Source organism: Shewanella surugensis, from assembly GCF_023284005.1.
Taxonomy (GTDB): Bacteria; Pseudomonadota; Gammaproteobacteria; order Enterobacterales; family Shewanellaceae; genus Shewanella; species Shewanella surugensis.
Genome location: NZ_JAKIKS010000008.1, coordinates 53,424 through 75,176 on the forward strand (window position 1 = coordinate 53,424; position 21,753 = coordinate 75,176).

At 42.7% G+C, this 21,753-nt stretch carries 18 protein-coding genes; 17 read left to right on the plus strand and 1 reads right to left on the minus strand.

Translation table 11 applies throughout. The features are described 5' to 3' along the window. Positions 1–335 precede the first annotated feature (335 nt). The 15 genes from mraZ (at position 336) to lpxC (ending at position 17,385) form a co-directional block, all read left to right on the plus strand. On the plus strand, positions 336–794 hold the full coding sequence (gene mraZ, locus L2764_RS03595) for a division/cell wall cluster transcriptional repressor MraZ (RefSeq protein ID WP_248938873.1): 459 nt from the start codon (positions 336–338) through the stop codon (positions 792–794). A 28-nt stretch (positions 795–822) separates the two neighbouring features. Beyond that, complete coding sequence (gene rsmH, locus L2764_RS03600; protein WP_248938874.1) at positions 823–1,764, plus strand: 16S rRNA (cytosine(1402)-N(4))-methyltransferase RsmH; 942 nt, start codon at positions 823–825, stop codon at positions 1,762–1,764. Positions 1,765–1,805: 41 nt separating this feature from the next. Next, positions 1,806–2,120, plus strand: a complete 315-nt coding sequence (gene ftsL / locus L2764_RS03605; RefSeq protein ID WP_248938875.1) for a cell division protein FtsL — start codon at positions 1,806–1,808, stop codon at positions 2,118–2,120. Next, positions 2,117–3,853, plus strand: coding sequence for a peptidoglycan D,D-transpeptidase FtsI family protein (locus tag L2764_RS03610; RefSeq protein WP_248938876.1), 1,737 nt, complete (start codon positions 2,117–2,119; stop codon positions 3,851–3,853). The genes ftsL and L2764_RS03610 overlap by 4 nt, the downstream gene beginning before the upstream one ends. Then, entirely contained in the window at positions 3,854–5,335 is a 1,482-nt protein-coding gene (gene murE / locus L2764_RS03615; RefSeq protein ID WP_248938877.1) for a UDP-N-acetylmuramoyl-L-alanyl-D-glutamate--2,6-diaminopimelate ligase, read from the plus strand. Continuing rightward, complete coding sequence (locus L2764_RS03620) at positions 5,332–6,738, plus strand: UDP-N-acetylmuramoyl-tripeptide--D-alanyl-D-alanine ligase (RefSeq protein WP_248938878.1); 1,407 nt, start codon at positions 5,332–5,334, stop codon at positions 6,736–6,738. The genes murE and L2764_RS03620 overlap by 4 nt, the downstream gene beginning before the upstream one ends. Then, entirely contained in the window at positions 6,738–7,820 is a 1,083-nt protein-coding gene (gene mraY / locus L2764_RS03625; RefSeq protein ID WP_248938879.1) for a phospho-N-acetylmuramoyl-pentapeptide-transferase, read from the plus strand. Before L2764_RS03620 ends, mraY begins: the two co-directional genes overlap by 1 nt. A gap of 9 nt (positions 7,821–7,829) precedes the next feature. Further along, entirely contained in the window at positions 7,830–9,191 is a 1,362-nt protein-coding gene (gene murD / locus L2764_RS03630) for a UDP-N-acetylmuramoyl-L-alanine--D-glutamate ligase (RefSeq protein ID WP_248938880.1), read from the plus strand. After that, a complete protein-coding gene (gene ftsW, locus L2764_RS03635) occupies positions 9,184–10,395 on the plus strand; it encodes a cell division protein FtsW (RefSeq protein WP_248938881.1) in 1,212 nt (403 codons plus the stop codon). Before murD ends, ftsW begins: the two co-directional genes overlap by 8 nt. Continuing rightward, the gene (gene murG, locus L2764_RS03640; RefSeq protein ID WP_248938882.1) at positions 10,395–11,486 is read left to right on the plus strand and encodes an undecaprenyldiphospho-muramoylpentapeptide beta-N-acetylglucosaminyltransferase; all 1,092 of its coding nucleotides are present in this window, start codon (positions 10,395–10,397) and stop codon (positions 11,484–11,486) included. Before ftsW ends, murG begins: the two co-directional genes overlap by 1 nt. A 1-nt stretch (position 11,487) precedes the next feature. Then, entirely contained in the window at positions 11,488–12,951 is a 1,464-nt protein-coding gene (gene murC, locus L2764_RS03645) for a UDP-N-acetylmuramate--L-alanine ligase (protein ID WP_248938883.1), read from the plus strand. Between the two features lie 109 nt (positions 12,952–13,060). Beyond that, entirely contained in the window at positions 13,061–13,828 is a 768-nt protein-coding gene (locus L2764_RS03650; protein WP_248938884.1) for a cell division protein FtsQ/DivIB, read from the plus strand. Further along, the gene (gene ftsA / locus L2764_RS03655; protein ID WP_248938885.1) at positions 13,828–15,063 is read left to right on the plus strand and encodes a cell division protein FtsA; all 1,236 of its coding nucleotides are present in this window, start codon (positions 13,828–13,830) and stop codon (positions 15,061–15,063) included. The genes L2764_RS03650 and ftsA overlap by 1 nt, the downstream gene beginning before the upstream one ends. 32 nt (positions 15,064–15,095) lie before the next feature. Beyond that, positions 15,096–16,283 carry a cell division protein FtsZ gene (ftsZ, locus tag L2764_RS03660; RefSeq protein ID WP_248938886.1) on the plus strand — a complete coding sequence of 396 codons (1,188 nt, stop codon included), beginning with the start codon at positions 15,096–15,098 and terminating at the stop codon, positions 16,281–16,283. 184 nt (positions 16,284–16,467) lie between these two features. Then, a complete protein-coding gene (lpxC, locus tag L2764_RS03665) occupies positions 16,468–17,385 on the plus strand; it encodes a UDP-3-O-acyl-N-acetylglucosamine deacetylase (RefSeq protein WP_248938887.1) in 918 nt (305 codons plus the stop codon). Between the two features lie 9 nt (positions 17,386–17,394). On the opposite strand, the gene L2764_RS03670 is transcribed toward lpxC, so the two are convergent. Then, the gene (locus L2764_RS03670) at positions 17,395–17,847 is read right to left on the minus strand and encodes a DUF721 domain-containing protein (protein WP_248938888.1); all 453 of its coding nucleotides are present in this window, start codon (positions 17,845–17,847) and stop codon (positions 17,395–17,397) included. A gap of 27 nt (positions 17,848–17,874) precedes the next feature. On the opposite strand from L2764_RS03670, the gene L2764_RS03675 reads away from it, so the two are divergent. Both L2764_RS03675 and secA read left to right on the plus strand, forming a co-directional pair. Continuing rightward, on the plus strand, positions 17,875–18,774 hold the full coding sequence (locus L2764_RS03675) for a M23 family metallopeptidase (protein ID WP_248938889.1): 900 nt from the start codon (positions 17,875–17,877) through the stop codon (positions 18,772–18,774). Between the two features lie 62 nt (positions 18,775–18,836). Further along, positions 18,837–21,554: a preprotein translocase subunit SecA gene (gene secA, locus L2764_RS03680; protein WP_248938890.1), complete on the plus strand. Its 2,718-nt coding sequence runs from the start codon at positions 18,837–18,839 to the stop codon at positions 21,552–21,554. The last annotated feature ends 199 nt before the right edge of the window (positions 21,555–21,753 follow it).

A 21,753-nucleotide genomic window follows, 5' to 3' on the forward strand; every position in this document is an offset into this window, starting at 1 on the left:
ATGAGGCATTAATTGAAAGTTAAAGCAGATAAAAGTGTTGCATTATACCCCCCTAAAGGTATTAAAAAACCACTTTTTTACACCGTGTGTGTTTGTTTTAAGCTTATTTCTTACTGTTTTTGTTACTTTTTAGGGTTAAATACCCACAAAATCCCTCTTTGCCCCATTTTATTTATATGGACAAAATTCCCTGCTAACCCGCTTGGTTACTGGATTTGTTAAATAGCTGCATCCCTTGACAAGACTTGCATTCTATCCCTAAACTTAGGTCTAGTGGGTAATTGTGGGTATAAGTGGGCTTTATTGGCTTATTTAAATAAACAGGGAAGAATTTAGTGTTTTGTGGAGCAAGTGCTATTAACCTTGATGTGAAAGGTCGGATCGCAATACCAAAGCGATACCGGGAGCCCTTGCATGTGGAGCATGGTAGTGAACTGGTTATTACAGTCGATATTCAATCTCCCTGCTTATTACTTTACCCCAAGCTAGAATGGCGTAAAATTGAAGCTAAATTGCAGGTTCTATCCGACACTCAGCCTCCACAAAGAGCAATCAAGCGCTTACTCTTGGGTTATGCCCATGAATGTGAGCTTGATGCTAATGGTCGATTATTATTACCTCCTCCTTTAAGACAATATGCTGCTTTAGAGAAGCGCGCCATGTTAGTTGGGCAACTAAATAAATTTGAATTGTGGAATGAGTCAACTTGGGAGCAAGAAATCGCTGCCAGTCTTGAAACGATTCGAAATGAAGACTTAGCAGCAAACCAAGGTTTAGCTGATTTCTCACTCTAGTCGTGAGTTTTAACCATAGAAGAGCACTATGAACGAAGAATTTTCACACTTATCCGTTTTATTAACAGAAACGGTTGCAGGATTAAATATACAAGCCGAAGGCGTCTATATTGACGGGACTTTTGGACGCGGTGGTCATTCTCGTGAAGTGTTAAAACAGTTAGGCCCCAATGGACGTTTAATTGCTATTGATAGAGATCCTCAAGCGATTGAGGCGGCAGAGCAGTTTAAAGATGATCCCCGCTTTCAAATTGTTCATGGTGGTTTTGGTCAATTAGCGAGCTATGTTAGCGAACTGGGATTAACAAAAAAAATAGACGGTGTATTACTGGATTTCGGGGTGTCTTCTCCTCAATTAGATGATGCTGAACGTGGTTTTAGTTTTTTACGCGATGGCCCACTTGATATGAGGATGGATAATTCTCAAGGCGAAACCGCAGCACAATGGATTGCGCGCGCTGAAATCGAAGACATGGCTTGGGTGTTCAAAACCTATGGAGAAGAAAAAAATTCTCGCCATATTGCGAGATGTATCGCGGCAGATAGAGAGAAGACGCCTTTTTTGAGGACGAAAGAGTTGGCGGATTTGATTGCACGAATAAGTAAGAGTAAAGAGCGTAATAAACATCCGGCCACTAGAGTGTTTCAAGCCATTCGCATTTATATCAATAGTGAATTGGAACAAATTGACCAAGCATTGGAAGGCGCATTGAGTATTTTGGCCCCTGAAGGGCGGATTTCAGTGATCAGTTTTCATTCTTTAGAAGACAGAATGGTAAAACGTTTTATTCGTCGTCATAGCCAAGGGGTGAGTGTTCCCCATGGATTGCCGATCACAGAAGCTGAAATTAATAAAACGCGTAAACTACGGCCTATAGGCAAAGCCACAAAGCCATCAATTGAAGAAATTGAACGTAATACAAGAGCGCGCAGCTCGGTATTGAGGGTGGCAGAACGTCTGGTAAGTTAAGCCTACATGAGTTGAGCTTAAGTTTATGTAAGGAATGAATATTGGATAAATCACGGTTAGATTTGACGCGTATTATATTAAATGATCTTTGGCTACACAGATGGGTATTATTGTTAGCGACTTTGGTTATGTTGAACGCTGTTGCCGTGGTATACACCAGTTACATGAGCCGAAGCTATACCAATCAATGGGATCAAATGTTGCAAGAGAGAGATAGGTTAGATATTGAATGGCGTAATTTGTTATTAGAAGAGCAGTCGCAATCAGAGCATAGCAAGATCACCAATATTGCGACTAAGGATCTGAATATGAAGCGTCCGCTACCCAATGAAGAGGTTGTTGTGAGGGTGAAATGAATAAACAAGCAAAGCGTATACAAAAACCACAATTGATCCATTGGCGTTTATACGTCGTTGTGGCCTTTGTGAGCTTATTATTTATCACCCTTGTTGTTCGAGCGGCTTATATTCAAATCATAGAACCTGATAAATTACGTTATGAAAGTGACATGCGAACCTTGCGAACAACCAGTCGAGAGGTTCAACGGGGCTTGATCTCGGATCGCAATGGCGAAATGTTAGCGGTTAGTGTGCCTGTTCGGGCTGTTTGGGTCGATCCTAAACGAGTCTATGCTCGTGACGGCTTTAAGGATATGCGTCGTTGGCAAGCATTGGCAGATGTATTACATGAGCCTCTGACTAAAATACTTTCTCGAGTAAAACGTCATCCTAAAAAACGATTTGCTTACCTAAAAAGGCAGGTCACTCCAGCGGTTGCCGATTATATCAAGCTGCTTAATCTTCCGGGGGTATATCTTAAATCAGAGTCACGCCGCTATTACCCTGCTGGGGAAATTACGTCTCAATTGATTGGCATTACCAATATCGATGGTATTGGTATTGAAGGCATAGAAAAAACTTATGATACTTGGCTAACGGGCACGCCTAGTAAACAGAAGGTGCGCAAATCGAGGGATGGGCTGGTTGTGGAACGCCTTGATATGGTCCAAGAAGGTGAGAATTCAAATGATTTAGTATTGAGTATTGATCAGCGTATTCAGCAACTGGCTTATCGAGAGTTAAAAAAAGCCACCGAAATTAATCTAGCGACCTCAGGTTCAATTGTGGTGTTAGACATCCGGACTGGTGAGGTATTAGCGATGGCAAATACGCCATCATACAACCCTAATTCAACCGATAAATTACAAGCGTTTCGCATGCGAAATCGCGCTCTGACGGATACGTTTGAGCCAGGTTCTGTGATTAAACCTTTTGTGGTAGCGGCGGCCTTAGAGGCGGGAACCATACAAGATAATCAATTGATTGATACCTCGCCAGGATGGATGCGTTTGGGTGGACGGCGGGTGAGGGATGGTCGAAATTACGGTGATTTATCCTTGACGGATATTTTAGTGCATTCCAGTAATGTGGGAATTTCAAAAGTGGCGTTATCCATGCCTATCGAGCAATTATTAGGAACCTATGCTGCATTAGGGCTAGGTACCTATAGTGGTATTGATCTTATTGGTGAAAGTACTGGAGTGGTGCGGGATAGTCATCGATGGTCTGATTTTGAGCGGGCAACGTTATCTTTTGGTTATGGACTGACCATTACCGCGCTGCAACTGGCTAGAATGTATGCAACGTTAGGCAGCAAAGGCATTTTATATCCTACATCCATCGTTAAATTAAAGAAAAAGCCTGAAGGCGTGCAAGTCTTGTCTGCTGATGTCGCTAATAAAGTCATGCGTATGTTACAAGGGGTCACTAAAGCGGAGGGGACGGCGGTAAGGGCACACATTGAAGGGTATCCGGTGGCAGGGAAAACGGGGACGAGTCGTAAAGCGGTTGCGGGTGGCTACGGTGATGATTACGTGGCTTCTTTTGCCGGTGTTGCCCCAGTTAATAATCCGAGGTTAGCAATAGCGGTCATGATTAATGAGCCTAAAGGGGATCATTATTATGGCGGTGATATTGCCGGCCCCCCTTTTGCGAAGGTGATGTCGGGCTCGTTACAAATGTTGAATGTTGAACCTGTTACATCAAAAGATAAAGTGAAGATTGCGACTTTAGCTAGGACAAATCAATAGATGTTATTGCAAGATTTATTAGCACCTTGGTTTCATTACTCGGGGTCAGAAAATATTAACAATATGACGTTAGACAGTCGTCATATTAAGACTGGGGATCTGTTTATCGCGATCCCCGGCCATGCCGTCGATGGTCGAAACTATATTCAAGCTGCGTTTAATCTTGGAGCCATCGCGGTGTTGATGCATACCGATAACCCAGAAGAACACGGAAAAGTGAGTCATGAACAGCAACTGATCATTTCATTTTTCCAGCTTAATAATCAATTATCAGCCTTGGCGTCTCATGCTTATCCTTTGTCAGCAGAGCGATTACGTCTCATTGGAATTACAGGCACTAACGGCAAGACATCAGTGAGTCAATTTATTGCACAGTTGACCCATTTAAAGGGCTGTCAATCGGCAGTGATGGGGACGTTGGGGAATGGATTATTTGGAGAACTTGTTGAAAGCAGCAATACCACCGCAGATGCGGTGACGCTCATGCAACAGCTACAGGAATATGATCGTCAAGGTGTGGATCTTTGTGCCATGGAAGTTTCTAGCCATGGTCTAGTACAAGCTCGCGTTCAAGCCGTTCCTTTTGATCTTGCTATTTTTACCAACTTGAGCCGAGATCATTTAGATTATCACGGTAGCATGAATGAATATGGCGCCGCGAAAAAAAGGTTATTTCAATTTCCAAGTGTTAAAACAGCAGTCATCAATCAAGATGATGAATTAGGCCGAGTTTGGTTAAAGACCTTAGCTCAAGATGGCAGCAATCAATTAAACCTGCTGGGTTTTAGTGCCAATGGAGATGAAGCGGCAGCCGTTTATGCTAAAAACGTCCAATTTAATACTGCAGGTGTCATCGCGACGCTTGTTTGGCCTGAAGGTGAGGCAACTATACAGTCACCCTTGCTCGGTGCTTTTAATCTATCCAATCTATTAGCGGCATTAACAGCTTTATACGGGCTTAATGAAGATATGTCGGTATTACTGACATTAGTCCCTAAATTAACGCCTGTTGCAGGAAGAATGGAGCGTTTTATTGGACGTGACGGGGTGACGTTAGTGGTGGATTATGCGCATACACCAGATGCGGTAACTCAAGCTTTATCAGCACTGAGAGTACATTGCCAGAGAACATTATGGTGTGTATTGGGCTGCGGTGGAGATAGGGATAAAGGAAAACGCCCTTTAATGGCACAAGCTGCTGAAATGGGTGCTGATCATGTCATGCTGACGAGTGATAATGCTCGAGGCGAAGACCCTCACAGTATTATTGACGATATGCTAATGGGATTGAATGATCCATCAAAGGTGTTAGTGGAAGTGAATCGAGAACAAGCAATACGTGAGGTGGTGATGAAAGCCTCATCTGGAGATTTAATTTTACTGGCAGGTAAAGGACATGAAACTTACCAAGAAGTGAAAGGCATTAAATATGACTATGATGAACGCCAGTTGGCTTATGCATTAACGGAGGGCTCCTCATGATAGTGTTAACGTTATCGCAAATTTGTCAGCATTTAAGAGAACACTCTAGTTGTAGTAGCCCCTATGAGTTAGAGAGCATTCAATTACAAGGTGAAGATATTTATATCTATCAGCTGACAATAGACAGTCGCCATATTCCTAAACATGGCATGTTTGTGGCGCTGAAAGGTGAGCATTTTGATGGCCATGAATTTGCACAAGCAGCCGTGGATAATGGCGCAATTGCATTATTAGTTGAAAAAAGATTGCCTATTAATGTGCCGCAAATAGTGGTGCCTGATCCGCAAAGGGCCATGGGAGAAATCGGCGCTTTTGTTCGAGACTTTGTCGATCCTGTGAGTGTTGCGATTACAGGCTCCAATGGTAAGACAAGTGTCAAAGAAATGGTGGCGACTATTTTGTCTCAACATTACTCGGTGAGGTATACCGCAGGTAATTTTAATAATGAGATTGGCGTTCCTTTGACCTTGCTTCGACTCGAAATGGGTGATGAGTACGGTGTTTTCGAATTAGGTGCTAATCATAAAGGAGAAATTGATTATACCTCAGCATTGGTTAAGCCAAGTATTGCTATGGTAAACAATGTCGCTTCAGCGCATTTAGAAGGATTTGGCTCATTAGAGGGCGTGGCGGCAGCTAAAGCCGAAATATTTAATCATCTTGACGATGATGGCGTAGCCATTATTAATGCGGATGATGATTTTTCTGAGGTGATGCGTCAAGCATCGAATAAGCATCAACAGCTGACTTTTGGTGTTAATTGCTCTGCAGATGTAATGGCTAAAAAGTTAGTCTCTGATCCCTTGGGTTGTTATCGATTTGAACTTCATTACGATGGGCAAGTATGCGAAGTCAGTATGCCGCTAACGGGTCAACATCAAGTGAGTAATGCTTTAGGTGCGAGTGCTATTTGTTTAGCATTAGGCGTTTCTTTAAATGACATTAAAGCTGGCCTGCACCTACTTTCTCCGGTTAAAGGAAGAATGCAGCCTAAGATCTTGGGTCGCGTTCGGGTAATTGATGATAGTTATAATGCTAACCCCAGTTCAGTGGCTGTTGCAATCAACTGGTTAAAAGAAATTGGTGGAAATACGTGTTTAATACTGGGCGATTTGGCTGAATTAGGCGACAATGCGCGTGCTTTGCATGCAGAGCTAGGACAATTAGCGAAACAAAGTGGTATTCACAATGTGTTTTGTGTTGGTGACTTAACCCAAGAGACCAGTCGAGAATTTGGCAGCCAGCACTGTACTGATATCCACCAGTTATCAAATTATTTAATTAATTATATTAATAAGTTGCCGGATGAGGTGACTGTATTAGTTAAAGGTTCACGTAGTGCTCAAATGGAGCGCGTTGTTGAAGCCTTAACAGTTGCCTATGGGCGCGGGGAGTTTGTTTAATGCTAGTCTATTTGACTGAGTATTTAACCCAGTTTTACAGTGGGTTTAATGTTTTTTCTTATGTCACCTTTCGAGCAATTTTAGGTTTGTTAACGGCATTAGTATTCAGCTTGTGGTGGGGGCCGAAAATGATCGAGCGCCTGCAATTAATGCAAATTGGGCAAGTGGTACGTAATGATGGTCCAGAATCTCATTTTAGTAAGCGTGGTACGCCCACAATGGGTGGCATACTGATTTTAGCCAGTATTTTTATTAGTGTACTGTTGTGGGGAGATTTGTCGAGTCGCTATGTGTGGACGTTATTGTTTGTTTTGGGCAGTTTCGGTCTCATTGGATTTGTGGATGATTACAGAAAAGTCGTCAGGAAAGATCCCAAAGGTTTAATTGCGAGATGGAAATACTTTTTTCAGTCTGTGGCAGCTTTGTTTGTGGCTTTGTATTTATATGGCTCTGCTGAAAGCCTAGGTGAAACCCAACTTGTTTTACCCTTTTTCAAAGAGGTGATGCCGCAATTGGGTGGTTTCTTCATTGTATTGGCTTACTTCACGATCGTTGGATCCAGTAATGCGGTTAATTTAACCGATGGGCTTGATGGTTTAGCCATTATGCCAACAGTGATGGTTTCAGCAGCCTTTGCGTTAATTGCTTATCTATCCGGCCATGCTCAATTTGCCAATTATCTTCATATTCCTTATTTACCCGGCGCAGGCGAATTGGTTATAGTGTGCACCGCCATAGTGGGCGCGGGTTTGGGGTTCTTGTGGTTTAATACTTATCCGGCACAAGTTTTCATGGGCGATGTGGGTTCGTTAGCGCTAGGGGCGGCCTTAGGTGTGATTGCTATTTTGGTTCGTCAAGAAGTGCTATTAGTGATCATGGGCGGTGTTTTTGTGGTTGAAACCATTTCCGTTATTTTACAAGTCGGCTCCTATAAATTACGTGGTCAACGCATCTTCCGTATGGCACCTATTCATCATCATTATGAATTGAAGGGTTGGCCTGAACCCCGAGTCATAGTGCGCTTTTGGATTATTTCATTGTTTTTAGTCTTATTGGGTTTAGCGACGTTGAAGTTAAGGTAAAGTGACGATATGAGTGATCAGTATTCGCATATAGTATTGGGATTAGGCGCAACAGGATTATCTGTTGTGCGTTACTTATGTGCTCAAGGGGTAGTGCCTTTAGTCATGGATTCTCGTCAAATACCGCCTTCAGCTGAATTATTAGCGAATACTTATCCTCAAGTGACTTTGATGAAGGGGGATTTCGATGCTGATTTATTATGCCAAGCAACGCAAATTATCATCAGTCCAGGGATCCCATTAAGTACCCCTGAGATCGGTCAAGCTATTGAAGCGGGTGTGGAGGTCATCGGAGATGTTGAGCTCTTTGCTAGAGCGATCCAAGATAAACCTGCTTGCGTTATCGCCATTACTGGCTCGAATGGTAAAACGACGGTAACGACTTTAGTCGCTGAAATGACCAAAGCGGCGGGTATGACTTATGCCGTCGGGGGGAATATTGGCATTCCGGTATTGGATTTACTGATGACGCCTGTTGATCTGTATATTTTAGAACTCTCGAGCTTTCAGTTAGAAACGACTCATAGTTTGCAATGTATTGCGGGAACTTGTTTAAATATATTTGAAGATCATATGGATAGGTATTCATCTATTGAAGCTTATCGGCAGGTAAAGTTAGGTTTATATGCTCAAAGTGAGAGGGCTTTTTTTAATCGCGATGATAAATTAACATTTGCTAATACATGTGTTCAAATGAATAGTTTTGGGTTGAGGCAAGCCGAAGGGAATAATTGGGGGCTTGATGAGGGTTATGTTGTAAAAGGTGACACTCGTATTATGCCTGTCAGTGAATTGGTATTAGTGGGTAAACATAATCAAGCCAATGTTATTGCAGCAATGGCATTGGCTGATGTGGTTGGTATCTCTCATGGTGCAATGAAACAAGTCGCCCGTGAGTTTTCCGGTGTCGCCCATCGTTGTGAGGTGGTTAATGAGGTGCAAGGTGTACTTTATATTAATGATTCTAAAGCAACGAATGTGGGTGCGACGTTAGCAGCGTTAGAAGGATTAGAGACACATGCTGGCAATGTCATCCTTATTGCGGGAGGAGACAGTAAAGATGCCGATTTCAGCCCATTAATCGGGGCATTAGCGAATGTTAGAGCCTTAATTACGTTAGGTAAAGATGGGGATAGAATAGGTCAGTTAAAAGCAGACTATTACCCCGTTATCGGTATGAAAGAGGCTGTGCTTAAGGCGAGAGAAATAGCGACAGTGGGCGACATCGTTTTATTGTCACCCGCTTGTGCAAGTTTAGACATGTACGTTAATTTTATGGCTAGAGGTGATGACTTTAAAGCGCAAGTACGGCAATTAGTCAATCATGATGGTGTTGGATATACGCCGTTAACAGAGGCACAAGATGCGTAGCTTTGAAAGGGATATTCATTTATTCGGCCATCATTTTCAGTGGCCAAAATGGCATTTATTACGTGAAAATAGTGGTGATAATCGTTTATACGATAGGGGCTTGCTGTTTGCCATTATGGGCTTAATAGGTTTTGGTTTCGTCATGGTGATGTCGGCTTCCATGCCTGAAGCTAGGACGTTAACAGGTGATCCTTTTCATTTTGTGATCAGGCAAACGCTTTACCTTATTGGTTGTATGGTAATTGCAGCAGTTATATTGCAGATTGAAATGCAATATTGGCAAAGGGTGAGTCCTTGGTTGCTGATGATTGTGGGTATGATGCTGATATTAGTCTTAGTCGTCGGTACCACAGTGAATGGGGCAACACGATGGTTATCAGTCGGTCCTATTCGAATACAAGTCGCCGAATTAGCGAAATTGGCTTTTGCGATTTATATGGCGGGGTATCTTGTTCGCCGTCATCAAGAAATTAGAGAAAATGCTAAGGGTTTTTATAAGCCCATAGCCGTGTTTGCTGTTTACGCTGTTCTTATTTTAATGCAGCCAGATTTAGGCACTGTGGTGGTGTTATTTGTCGGCACTGTTGGCCTTTTATTTCTAGCAGGTGCAAGGTTATTGGACTTTTTCGCCCTAATTTTAACGGGAGTGTTAGCGTTTGTCGCCTTAGTTTTATTAGAGCCATATCGTATGCGTAGGGTTACGTCCTTTTTAGATCCTTGGCAAGATCCTTTTGGCAGTGGGTATCAGTTAACCCAATCTCTCATGGCGTATGGACGAGGGGACTGGTTAGGCCAAGGGTTAGGAAACAGCATTCAAAAATTAGAATATTTGCCCGAAGCACACACCGATTTTATTTTTGCTGTTATTGGTGAAGAATTAGGCTTTATTGGCATCGTTGTTGTGTTATCTGTGTTGTTATTTGTGGCGCTGAAGGCCATAAAACTGGGTAACTTGTGTTTAATGATTGATAGAGCATTTGATGGTTATTTAGCTTATGGGATCGGTATTTGGTTTTGTTTTCAAACGGTCGTCAATGTAGGAGCCAGTATCGGAATATTACCGACAAAAGGCTTAACATTGCCTTTTATTAGTTACGGTGGCAGTAGCCTTTGGGTGATGACAGCGGCTTCGATGATATTGATACGTATCGATTACGAAAGACGCTTAAGCTCAGTCCAAGCAGTACAAGGGAGAAAAAGCTAATGTCGGCAAGATCAGAAAAGCGCATTTTAATCATGGCTGGAGGAACCGGCGGCCATGTGTTTCCTGCGCTTGCAGTGGCAAAGTATCTTGCTCAGCAAGGTTGGAAAGTTAAATGGTTAGGTACCGCGGAACGTATGGAGGCTCATTTAGTCCCTAAGCACGGGTTTGATATTGAATTTATTGATATTAAAGGAGTCAGAGGCAATGGCTTAATACGTAAGTTGGCGGCTCCCTTTAAGATTATACGCTCCATATTACAAGCAAGAAGTGTGATTAATACTTTTAAGCCTGATGTGGTTTTAGGCATGGGAGGCTTTGCCAGTGGCCCCGGTGGCGTTGCTGCGAAATTGTCAGGCGTCCCGTTAGTATTACATGAGCAAAATGCCATTGCTGGCATGACGAATAAATTACTGTCCAAAATAGCAAGCCAAGTGCTTTGTGCATTTGAAGGAACGTTTACTCAAGTTAGAGCGACGACTGTGGGTAATCCCATTAGACATGAATTAATTGTTTTAGGGGATAATCGTCAACGTGAGCAGAATGAGTCACTGAAACTCTTGGTTGTTGGTGGCAGTTTAGGGGCGAAAGTCTTTAATGATGTGATGCCAAGTGTGCTTGATAATGTGGTAAAAACGCATTCAATGACATTATGGCATCAGGTGGGGCGTGATAACTTAAAACAGGTTAATCAGGCTTACCAGCAGCTGGGATTAGAGGGAAGCGTGAAAGTCACGGAGTTTATTGATGACATGGAAGCGGCTTACGCGTGGGCCGATGTGGTGGTGTGCCGTGCAGGTGCGTTAACGGTTTCAGAGCTTGCCGCTGTTGGTCTGCCCAGTTTATTAGTTCCTTACCCTTATGCTGTTGACGATCATCAAACAAAAAATGCACAAGTGTTAGTGAAAGCGGGGGCGGCTTTTTTGCTGCCTCAACCCATTGTAACAGTGGAGAAATTAACGAGTAAGTTAGTGTTGTTAGCAACCCAAAGGCAGGCATTAAGCCAAATGGGACAACGCGCAAGAGATGTGGCTGTTGTTGATGCGACAGAACAAGTCGCAAGTGTATGCATTAAGTTGGCTGAAAAGGTTTGATATGAGTAGTAAAGAGCAGAAATCTTCGCAATTAAGAAGCATGATCCCTGAAATGAGACGAGTGAAACATATTTACTTTGTCGGTATCGGTGGTGCCGGAATGGGGGGGATTGCTGAAGTGCTAGTCAACGAAGGCTATCAATTAAGCGGCTCAGATATTGCAAGAAATGTTGTCACGACAAGATTAGAGTCATTAGGAGTGAAAATTCATATCGGTCATGCTGCGAGTCAGGTGGAAGGTGTTGATGTGGTGGTAGTCTCAACGGCTATTGATGCGGAAAACCCTGAAATTATCGCGGCAAAGGCATTACGGATCCCTATTGTTCGTCGTGCAGAAATGCTAGCAGAACTGATGCGCTACCGTCATGGTGTGGCGGTTGCTGGCACCCATGGAAAAACAACCACGACCAGTCTCATTGCGAGTGTCTATGCTCAGGCGGAGCGAGATCCGACTTTTGTTATTGGCGGTTTACTCAATAGTGCCGGTACGAATGCCAGATTGGGCAGTAGCCGCTATTTGATCGCTGAAGCGGATGAAAGCGATGCGAGCTTCTTACATCTTCAACCGATGGTGAGTGTGATCACTAACATCGAAGCCGATCATATGGATACTTATGATGGTGATGTTGAAAAATTGAAAAACACCTTCGTTGAGTTTGTGCATAATTTACCTTTTTACGGTGTTGTTGTGGTGTGTATTGATGATCCTATCGTGCGAGATCTCTTACCTCGATTTGGTCGAAAAGTCGTGACTTATGGGTTTAGTGAGGATGTCGATGTTCAAGGCATCGATTTTATGCAACAAGGTTATCAAAGCCAGTTCACAGTGAGACGACAAGGGTATAATGACTTGTCACTGACGGTAAATTTACCGGGCCAACATAATGTGCTTAATGCATTAGCGGCCATTGCTGTGGCTTATGAAGATGACATTGAGGATCACGCCATCATTAATGCGTTAGCAGGTTTTCAGGGAATTGGTCGACGTTTTGAGGAAGTGGGTGAGTTTAATACCGTTAAAGGTTTAATTAAGTTGGTTGATGATTATGGTCATCATCCTAGCGAAGTGGCTGCCACGATTAAAGCGGCAAGGCTAGGTTGGCCGGATAAACGTGTGGTGATGATTTATCAACCTCATCGATTTAGCCGAACTCGCGATCTTTATGAAGATTTTGTCGATGTATTATCTCAAGTCGATTGTTTACTTTTATTAGACGTCTATAGTGCGGGTGAGTCGCCAATAGCCGGGGCAGATAGTCGTGCATTGTGCCGTTCTATACGTCAACGCGGGCAATTAGAACCTATCTTTGTCTCTGGTCAAGAAATATTACATACCTTGGTGCTTGAGATCTTAGAAGACGGGGATTTATTGTTAACGCAAGGTGCGGGGAATATTGGTGCTATTTCGAGTGATTTAGCCAGTACATTATTAGGCTTTTCTGAATTAAAGCTGGCCAATAGTTGAGGCCTAGTTGATTTTTAATGGTATCGCTTATCGATCATCCTTTGACTCATCAGTAAGGGACTATATAATAAGCGATTTTATACTTGTACAGTGAAAAGGGTGATTTTCAGTGTCGTGGATAAAGAGAAAGCAAGCATTTAATCAATATTTGAAACAGGTAAATTGGTATTTATCCTTTGGATTATTTTTTCTATTTACCGTGTTATTAGGATTATGTATTGCTGCGGTGAAGCTTAATACCGTTATTCACGATGCGAGTGCTCTGCCAATTGAAGCGGTGGCGATTAAAGGCGAACGACGTTTTACCAGTGATAAAGAAATTCAAACCGCCTTGGAAGATTTAATGCAACGCAGTTTTTTTTCGGCAGATGTGAATCAAGTTCAGGCTGCATTAGAATCTTTACCTTGGGTTTATCAAGCGTCGGTTAGACGGGAATGGCCTTCCACATTGAAGGTGTACCTTGTAGAGCAACAAGCGGTAGCACATTGGAATAAGAATGCGTGGCTCAATATTCAAGGTGATGTATTTGAAGCACCTGTAAAAGAAGGCATCAAAATATTGCCACAATTAACCGGTCCTAATGATGAAGCTAAAGAAGTGTTAGAGACCTATCAGCAAGTGAGTAAATTATTAGATATTAATGGTTTTGCACTGACTGATTTGAGTTTAAACCCGAGACATGCTTGGCATGCTGTTTTGGGGAATGGTATAAAATTGGAATTGGGAAGAGAAGATAAAATGGCTAGAATACAAAGGTTTATTAATGTATTCCCTAAGCTGGAAAAACAAGTTCAACGCGTTGCCACCGTTGATTTACGCTACGACACTGGGTTGGCCGTAGGTTGGGATGATGCACATGAGAGAACTGTTAATTAATGACCAAAAATCAAGATAGAAATCTGATCGTTGGATTAGACATAGGGACATCAAAGGTCGCAGTTATCATAGGCGAAGTATTACCTGATGGTGAAATAAGCATTGTGGGCCTAGGGAGCCATGTTTCCAGAGGAATGGATAAAGGTGGCGTTAATGATCTTGATTCCATTGTGCGCAGTGTGCAAAGGGCACTGGATCAAGCTGAATTGATGGCCGATTGTCAGGTTTCTTCTGTGTATTTGGGGATCTCTGGAAAGCATATTGAGTGTCAAAATGAAAATGGCATGGTCTCAATTAACGATGAAGAAGTGACTCAAGACGATGTCGATAATGTGATCCATACTGCGCGCTCTGTCAAAATTCCAACGGAAAGGCGTATTTTACATGTTCTACCACAGGAATATGCCATTGATGTGCAAGATGGGATCAAGAGTCCTATTGGTATGTCAGGTATGCGAATGGAAGCAAAGGTTCATATTGTGACCTGCGCGAATGATATGGCCAAGAACATCATTAAAAGTGTCGAACGTTGTGGTTTAAAGGTCGATGATTTGGTCTTTACGGCAATAGCATCGGCTGATTCGGTATTAACGGATGACGAAAAAGATTTAGGTGTGTGTTTGGTTGATATGGGTGGCGGCACAACAGATATTGTTGTTTATACCAATGGGGCTTTACGTCATTGTGCAGTTGTGCCAGTGGCTGGCAATCAGGTGACCAATGATATCGCCAAAATATTTAGAACGCCTCTATCCCATGCAGAACAAATAAAAGTTAAACATGCAAGTGCAAGAAGTTCCATGGTGAGTCGAGAAGACAGCATTGAAGTCCCTTCAGTAGGAGGACGTCCTTCACGCAGTATGTCAAGACATACCTTAGCAGAAGTAGTAGAGCCGAGATACCAAGAGTTATTTGAATTGGTATTAACACAATTACGAGACTCAGGCCTAGAAGATCAGGTCGCTGCGGGGATCGTGTTAACAGGAGGAACGGCATCAATAGAAGGAGCCGTAGACATTGCTGAAGCCACATTTGGTATGCCTGTAAGAATGGCACAACCATTACCAGTAAAAGGCTTGTATGAATATGTTGATGATCCTATCTATTCCACTGGAGTGGGTTTGTTGCATTATGGCGCACGTCGGATTATTGAACGTCAGTTTGAGCGTCCAGAACGCCAAGGGGTTTCCAGTTTTTGGTCTCGGATCCAAAGCTGGTTTAAAGGTGAATTTTAGTTTTATAACGCATGCAAAACGGAGATAAGGCCATGTTTGAGATCATGGACAGTCATACAGACGAAGCGGTGATTAAGGTCATCGGCGTCGGTGGTGGCGGTGGTAATGCCGTAGAACATATGGTAAAGCACAACATCGAAGGTGTTGAGTTTGTTGCAACAAATACGGATGCGCAAGCATTACGTAAATCGGCTGCGAGTACGACAATTCAATTAGGGCGTGATGTCACTAAAGGATTGGGTGCAGGGGCAAACCCAGAAATTGGGCGCTTAGCCGCAGAAGAAGATAAAGACAGTATTCGTAATGCCATTAAAGGATCGGATATGATCTTTATTGCTGCGGGTATGGGCGGTGGAACAGGAACTGGGGCTGCCCCCGTCGTCGCTGAAGTGGCTCGTGAAGAAGGTATTTTAACGGTTGCGGTAGTGACTAAGCCTTTTCCTTTTGAAGGGAAAAAGCGGATGGGATATGCTGAGCAAGGGATAGAGCAATTAGCGAAGCATGTTGACTCATTGATCACCATACCGAATGAAAAGTTACTTAAAGTATTGGGTCGTGGCACTTCATTGTTAGATGCGTTTGCTGCGGCTAATAATGTGTTATTAGGTGCCGTACAAGGTATTGCAGAGCTTATCACTCGTCCCGGACTCATTAACGTCGATTTCGCGGATGTGAAAACGGTGATGTCAGAAATGGGCAATGCGATGATGGGAACCGGTGTCGCCAGTGGTGAAGATAGAGCAGAAGAAGCGGCGGAAGCCGCTGTTGCGAGTCCATTACTTGAAGATATTGATTTAGCTGGCGCACGTGGTGTGTTAGTCAATATCACCGCAGGTATGGATATGAGCATTGAAGAGTTTGAAACAGTGGGTAACCATGTTAAAGCTTATGCTTCTGATAATGCAACGGTTGTTGTTGGTGCCGTTATTGATCCTGAAATGAGCGATGAATTACGTGTTACTGTGGTTGCAACTGGTATTGGTTTCGAGAAAAAGCCCGATATTCAATTGGTGACTAAGCCTGTTCCTCGTTCTGAGCCAACGGTGACAGAACAGCCTCGTACCGAGAGCTTTGTCGCTGAAGATATGATCACACCCAATATTTCTCAGGGGAATACTGCAGCGGTTGCGCAACAACAGGTCGCCGTACCCACACCGGAGAAAAAAAATGAGTTAGATTATCTCGATATTCCCGCTTTTTTGCGTAAGCAAGCTGACTAGAAACTGTAATAGGTTGAAGTTAATTGAGATAAATGTCGCCTGTAGATGGTAGGGATAGGTGAGTCTGCTTATTTTGGTTAATTGGCAAAGCTATGCTAGAATTGTTCGCTGAGTTTATTTAGACTCTGTTAGGTATTTTTTTGTGTTTTGTGCATGCTTTTTGTAGCGAATGACGGGTAACTTAATGATTTTTCAAAGAACAGTCAAAGAAATGGTAAAAACCACTGGTGTCGGATTACATTCTGGCAACAAGGTGACTTTGATCATCAGGCCTGCCCCCATTAATACAGGGATAGTGCTTGTACGCACTGATTTAACCCCCGCGGTTGAGATCCCAGCAATTGCTGAACAGGTGCGTGAAACAACAATGTGTACAGCTTTGGTTAATGATGACGGTGTCCGGATCTCAACCATTGAGCATTTATTTGCAGCGCTAGCGGGCTTAGGGATAGATAACGCGATTATCGAGGTTGACGCACCAGAAATCCCCATTATGGATGGTAGCGCGAGTCCTTTTGTTTTCTTATTACAATCTGTGGGTATAGCAGAGCAAAGTGCTGCAAAAAAATATATAAAAATTACTAAGCCTATTCGAGTTGAAGACGGTGATAAATGGGCAGAGCTGAAGCCTTTTAAAGGGTTTAGAGTAGATTTTACGATTGACTTTAATCATCCTGAAATTGCTCGCAGTCAACAACATGTCGTGATGGATTTTTCTTCGGCCGCTTTTATTAAAGACATTAGCCGTGCCAGAACCTTTGGTTTTATGCGTGATATCGAATATTTAAGAGCAAATAATTTGGCTCTAGGTGGCAGTATGGAAAATGCCGTTGTTTTAGATGAATACCGTGTATTGAATCCTGATGGACTTCGTTATGATGACGAGTTCGTTAAGCATAAAATTTTAGATGCGTTTGGTGATTTATATGTTGCCGGTCACTCGATTGTGGGTGAATTTAGTGCTTACAAAACAGGTCATGCATTAAACAATCAATTAGTTCGAGCTATGCTTGCACAGCAAGAAGCTTGGGAGATTGTTAGCTTTGAAGAAGCCGATGCACCAGTGAACTTTACGGTACCTGCGGGCGCTGTTTTTGCTTAAGTCTTGAATTTAAGATTGCCTTGAACGGCTGGCTAATGCAGCCAGCCGTTTTAGTTTCTGAGCAAGCGGACCATCCGTTTGATCGGCTAGCGCTTCAATATGAGATGCAGCAGCGCTACTAATATGCTTATTTTGTGGTTTTGGTTGTGAGACTTTTGAGTTTAACCCTGGGTTGACTTTAACCTCAATAGCAGTAAGCATAGGAAGTATCTCTGCTTGTAACTGTTGTAATATTTGTATTTTTTGAAAGTTAATCCTAGCTGCCCAGGCTGAGGTGCTCGTTTCAATAACAAGTATGCCCTGACGTAAATTAGCGACTTTTAATTGTTCTGTCACTGGGCCCTTAAGTACACATTTTACATGATGATTTAGATGCAATAGGAGTTCTGCTTTTTCAGCTAAATGGGGCATAGTGCCTTGCTGATGGAGTAGTTGGCTAAGATCCAGAGGGAGCTTTTTCATATGATAATAAAATGGCTTGGTTAGGTTATGAGTGTAACAGTTTTTATTCAAAGTCGAAATGGTGCAAAGCGTTGGCAACCTGGAAAACGTTGGTTATTATTACCTGCGCTTCTCATTGCGGCTGGCATCGGTGCTTACGAGCATAATGAGCAACAATTTTATCAACAACAGCTGAATGTTGATGGGGAAAAAGCAGCACGAAAAGAACAACAACAAGAGTTGCTTCAACTTAAAAGTGCCACGGCATCTCAATTATCCATGTTAGCGACACATGTTGCTCGAATGCAGGCAAAGTTGACCCGCCTTGAGGCGTTAGGAGAGCAAGTTGCACAGAGTAACCAGTTAGAAGAACAATTTGATTTTTCTGATGAAGTGGGTGTAGGTGGATTAAGTGATATTGGGGCTAATATTGAGCTTGAACAATTGATTGCAGATATGGACAGTCTTGTTTTACGTATAGATAAGAATAATGTTCAACTTTCTTTACTTGAAACTGTGTCATCGAATCTCCATATAGATAAAGAGCGTTATATTTCTGGTCGACCAATTACTAAAGGTTGGTTATCATCCCATTTTGGGTTTAGAAATGATCCCTTTACTGGGCGTAGAGCGTTACATAAAGGAATTGATTTTGCCGGTAAGGATGGATCCGAAGTTGTCTCAACCGGTGGTGGTGTTGTCACATGGGCAGGTCCGCGGTTTGGTTATGGGGAATTAATCGAGATAGATCATGGTAATGGTTTACGCACTCGATATGGTCATAATAAAGCGTTACTTGTTCATGCTGGTGATGTCGTCGCGAAAGGCGAGGATATAGCTGTTATGGGGAGTACTGGTCGTTCGACTGGGCCCCATGTGCATTATGAAGTGCTGCGTGATGGGAAACAAATCGATCCTAAAACATTTGTTTATCGCAAGGCGGGTTAATCATATCAATAGGCTTTCAGACTCGCAAAGGGACTTGGCCAATAACATAATAAGTGGTTCAGATGTTTGGTAAATTACTGACAAAAATATTTGGTAGTCGCAATGAGCGTACGCTCAAAGCTTTTAAAAAAACCGCGGCAGAAGTCAATGAGCTAGAAGCAGAGTATAAAACACTCGACGATGCAGAATTAAAAGCAAAAACGATCATCTTTCGTGAGCGTTTGGACAAAGGCGAAAGCCTAGAAAACATCATGCCTGAAGCATTTGCTGTCGTGCGTGAAGCTTCTGTGCGTGTTTTTGAAATGCGTCATTTCGATGTACAGCTTATTGGTGGCATGATTTTAAATAGCAACCGTATTGCAGAAATGCGTACAGGTGAAGGTAAAACATTAACGGCCACATTACCTGCTTATTTGAATGGCCTGACAGAGAAAGGCGTTCATGTTATTACCGTGAATGATTACCTTGCGGCTCGTGATGCAGAGTTTAACCGACCTCTTTTTGAGTTTTTAGGGTTAAGTGTTGGGATTAATGTTGCCGGTTTAAGCCAAGCTGAAAAGAAAGCCGCTTATAATGCTGATATTACCTATGGCACGAATAACGAATTTGGTTTCGATTATCTTCGTGACAATATGGCGTTTTCTCCTGCTGAGCGTGTTCAACGTCCGTTACATTACGCACTCATCGATGAAGTCGATTCCATTTTAATCGATGAGGCCCGCACCCCTCTCATTATTTCTGGTGCCGCAGAAGATAGTTCTGAGCTTTATACTAAGATTAATACCTTAATACCCAATCTCATCCGTCAAGATAAAGAAGACACTGAAGAATATGTCGGTACAGGCGACTATTCTATTGACGAGAAAGCTAAGCAAGTTCATATGACGGAACGTGGTCAAGAGAAAGTGGAGTTATTATTAGCTGAACGCGGTATGTTAGCTGAAGGTGACTCTCTTTATTCAGCAACGAATATTTCTTTATTGCATCATGTGAATGCGGCTTTACGTGCACATACTCTCTTCGAAAAAGATGTCGATTACATCGTACAAGATGATGAAGTGATTATTGTCGATGAACATACAGGCAGAACGATGCCTGGACGTCGTTGGTCTGAAGGGTTACATCAAGCGGTCGAAGCGAAAGAGAATGCGCAGATCCAAAATGAAAACCAAACACTTGCTTCTATTACCTTCCAAAACTTTTTCCGCCAGTATGAAAAATTGGCGGGGATGACAGGTACAGCAGATACTGAAGCTTTTGAATTCCAACATATCTACAGTTTAGACACCGTCGTTGTTCCGACGAACAAACCAATGGTACGTGATGACAAAGCGGATTTGGTTTATTTAACCGCAGCTGAAAAATATACCGCTATTATCGATGATATTCGCGACTGTCGTAAGAGAGGGCAACCTGTGCTTGTCGGCACAGTGTCTATTGAGCAGTCAGAGCTTCTACATAGCTTATTAAATAAAGAGAAAATGCCTCATGAAGTGTTAAATGCAAAATTTCATGAGCGTGAAGCGGATATTGTTGCTCAGGCGGGTCGTAAAGGCGCCGTCACCATTGCGACCAATATGGCGGGGCGTGGTACCGATATTGTCCTTGGCGGCAATTGGAATATGGAAATAGAAGTACTTAATGACCCAAGTGTTGAGCAAAAAGCCAAAATTAAGGCGGATTGGCAAATACGTCATGATGAAGTGGTTGAGTTGGGTGGGCTACATATTTTAGGTACAGAGCGTCATGAGTCGCGCCGTATTGATAACCAATTGCGTGGTCGTTCTGGTCGACAAGGTGATGCGGGGTCTTCTCGTTTTTATCTTTCCATGGAAGACAGTTTGATGCGTATATTTGCATCAGATCGTGTCTCTTCTATGATGAAGAAATTAGGCATGGAACAAGGAGAAGCCATTGAGCATCCTTGGGTCTCTAGAGCGATTGAAAATGCACAACGTAAAGTCGAAGCGAGAAACTTTGATATTCGTAAACAATTACTTGAATTTGATGATGTTGCCAATGATCAGCGTCAAGTGGTTTACAATCAACGCAATGCATTAATGGATGCAGACAGTATTCAAGATACCATTACTAATATTCAAGGTGATGTCGTGAGTGACATCATGGATCAATATATCCCACCGCAGTCAGTTGAAGAGTTATGGGATGTCGCAGGTCTTGAAAAGCGTTTAGATCATGAATATGGTTTAACGTTACCCGTTCAAGAATGGTTAGATAAAGAAGATGACTTACATGAAGAAACATTACGTGAGCGTATTGTCGATTCTTGGGCCACGGCTTATAAAGCAAAAGAAGAAATGGTTGGCGAGCAAGTATTACGTCAGTTTGAAAAAGCGGTGATGTTGCAAACATTAGATGGGCTTTGGAAAGAACATCTTTCTGCGATGGATCATTTACGTCAAGGGATCCATTTGCGGGGTTATGCACAAAAGAACCCTAAACAAGAATATAAGCGTGAATCATTCCAGCTGTTTCAAGATATGTTGGAATCGCTAAAACAAGATGTCATTGCTATTTTGTCTAAGGTGCAAGTACAAGCGCAGTCAGATGTTGAAGAAATGGAAGCGCAGCGTCGACAAGAAGAAGCGAAAATTCATCGTGACTATCAGCATGCAGCAGCAGAAGCACTCGTTGGCAGTACTGAAACAGATGAATCTCATCAGCCTGTTGTACGAACGGGTGACAAAGTCGGTCGTAACGATCCTTGTCCTTGCGGCTCAGGCCGTAAATATAAACAGTGCCATGGTAAATTGACTTAACCTTACATTTATCTTGTGATGGCGCTGATGAATAAAAGCCAACCTATATAGGTTGGCTTTTTTGATCTGGGCTTATTTCATTAACTGCTTAACTGCTTAACTGCTTAACTGCTTAACTGCTTAACTGCTTAACTGCTTAACTGCTTAACTGCTTAACTGCTTAACTGCTTAACTGCTTAACTGCTTAACTGCTTAACTG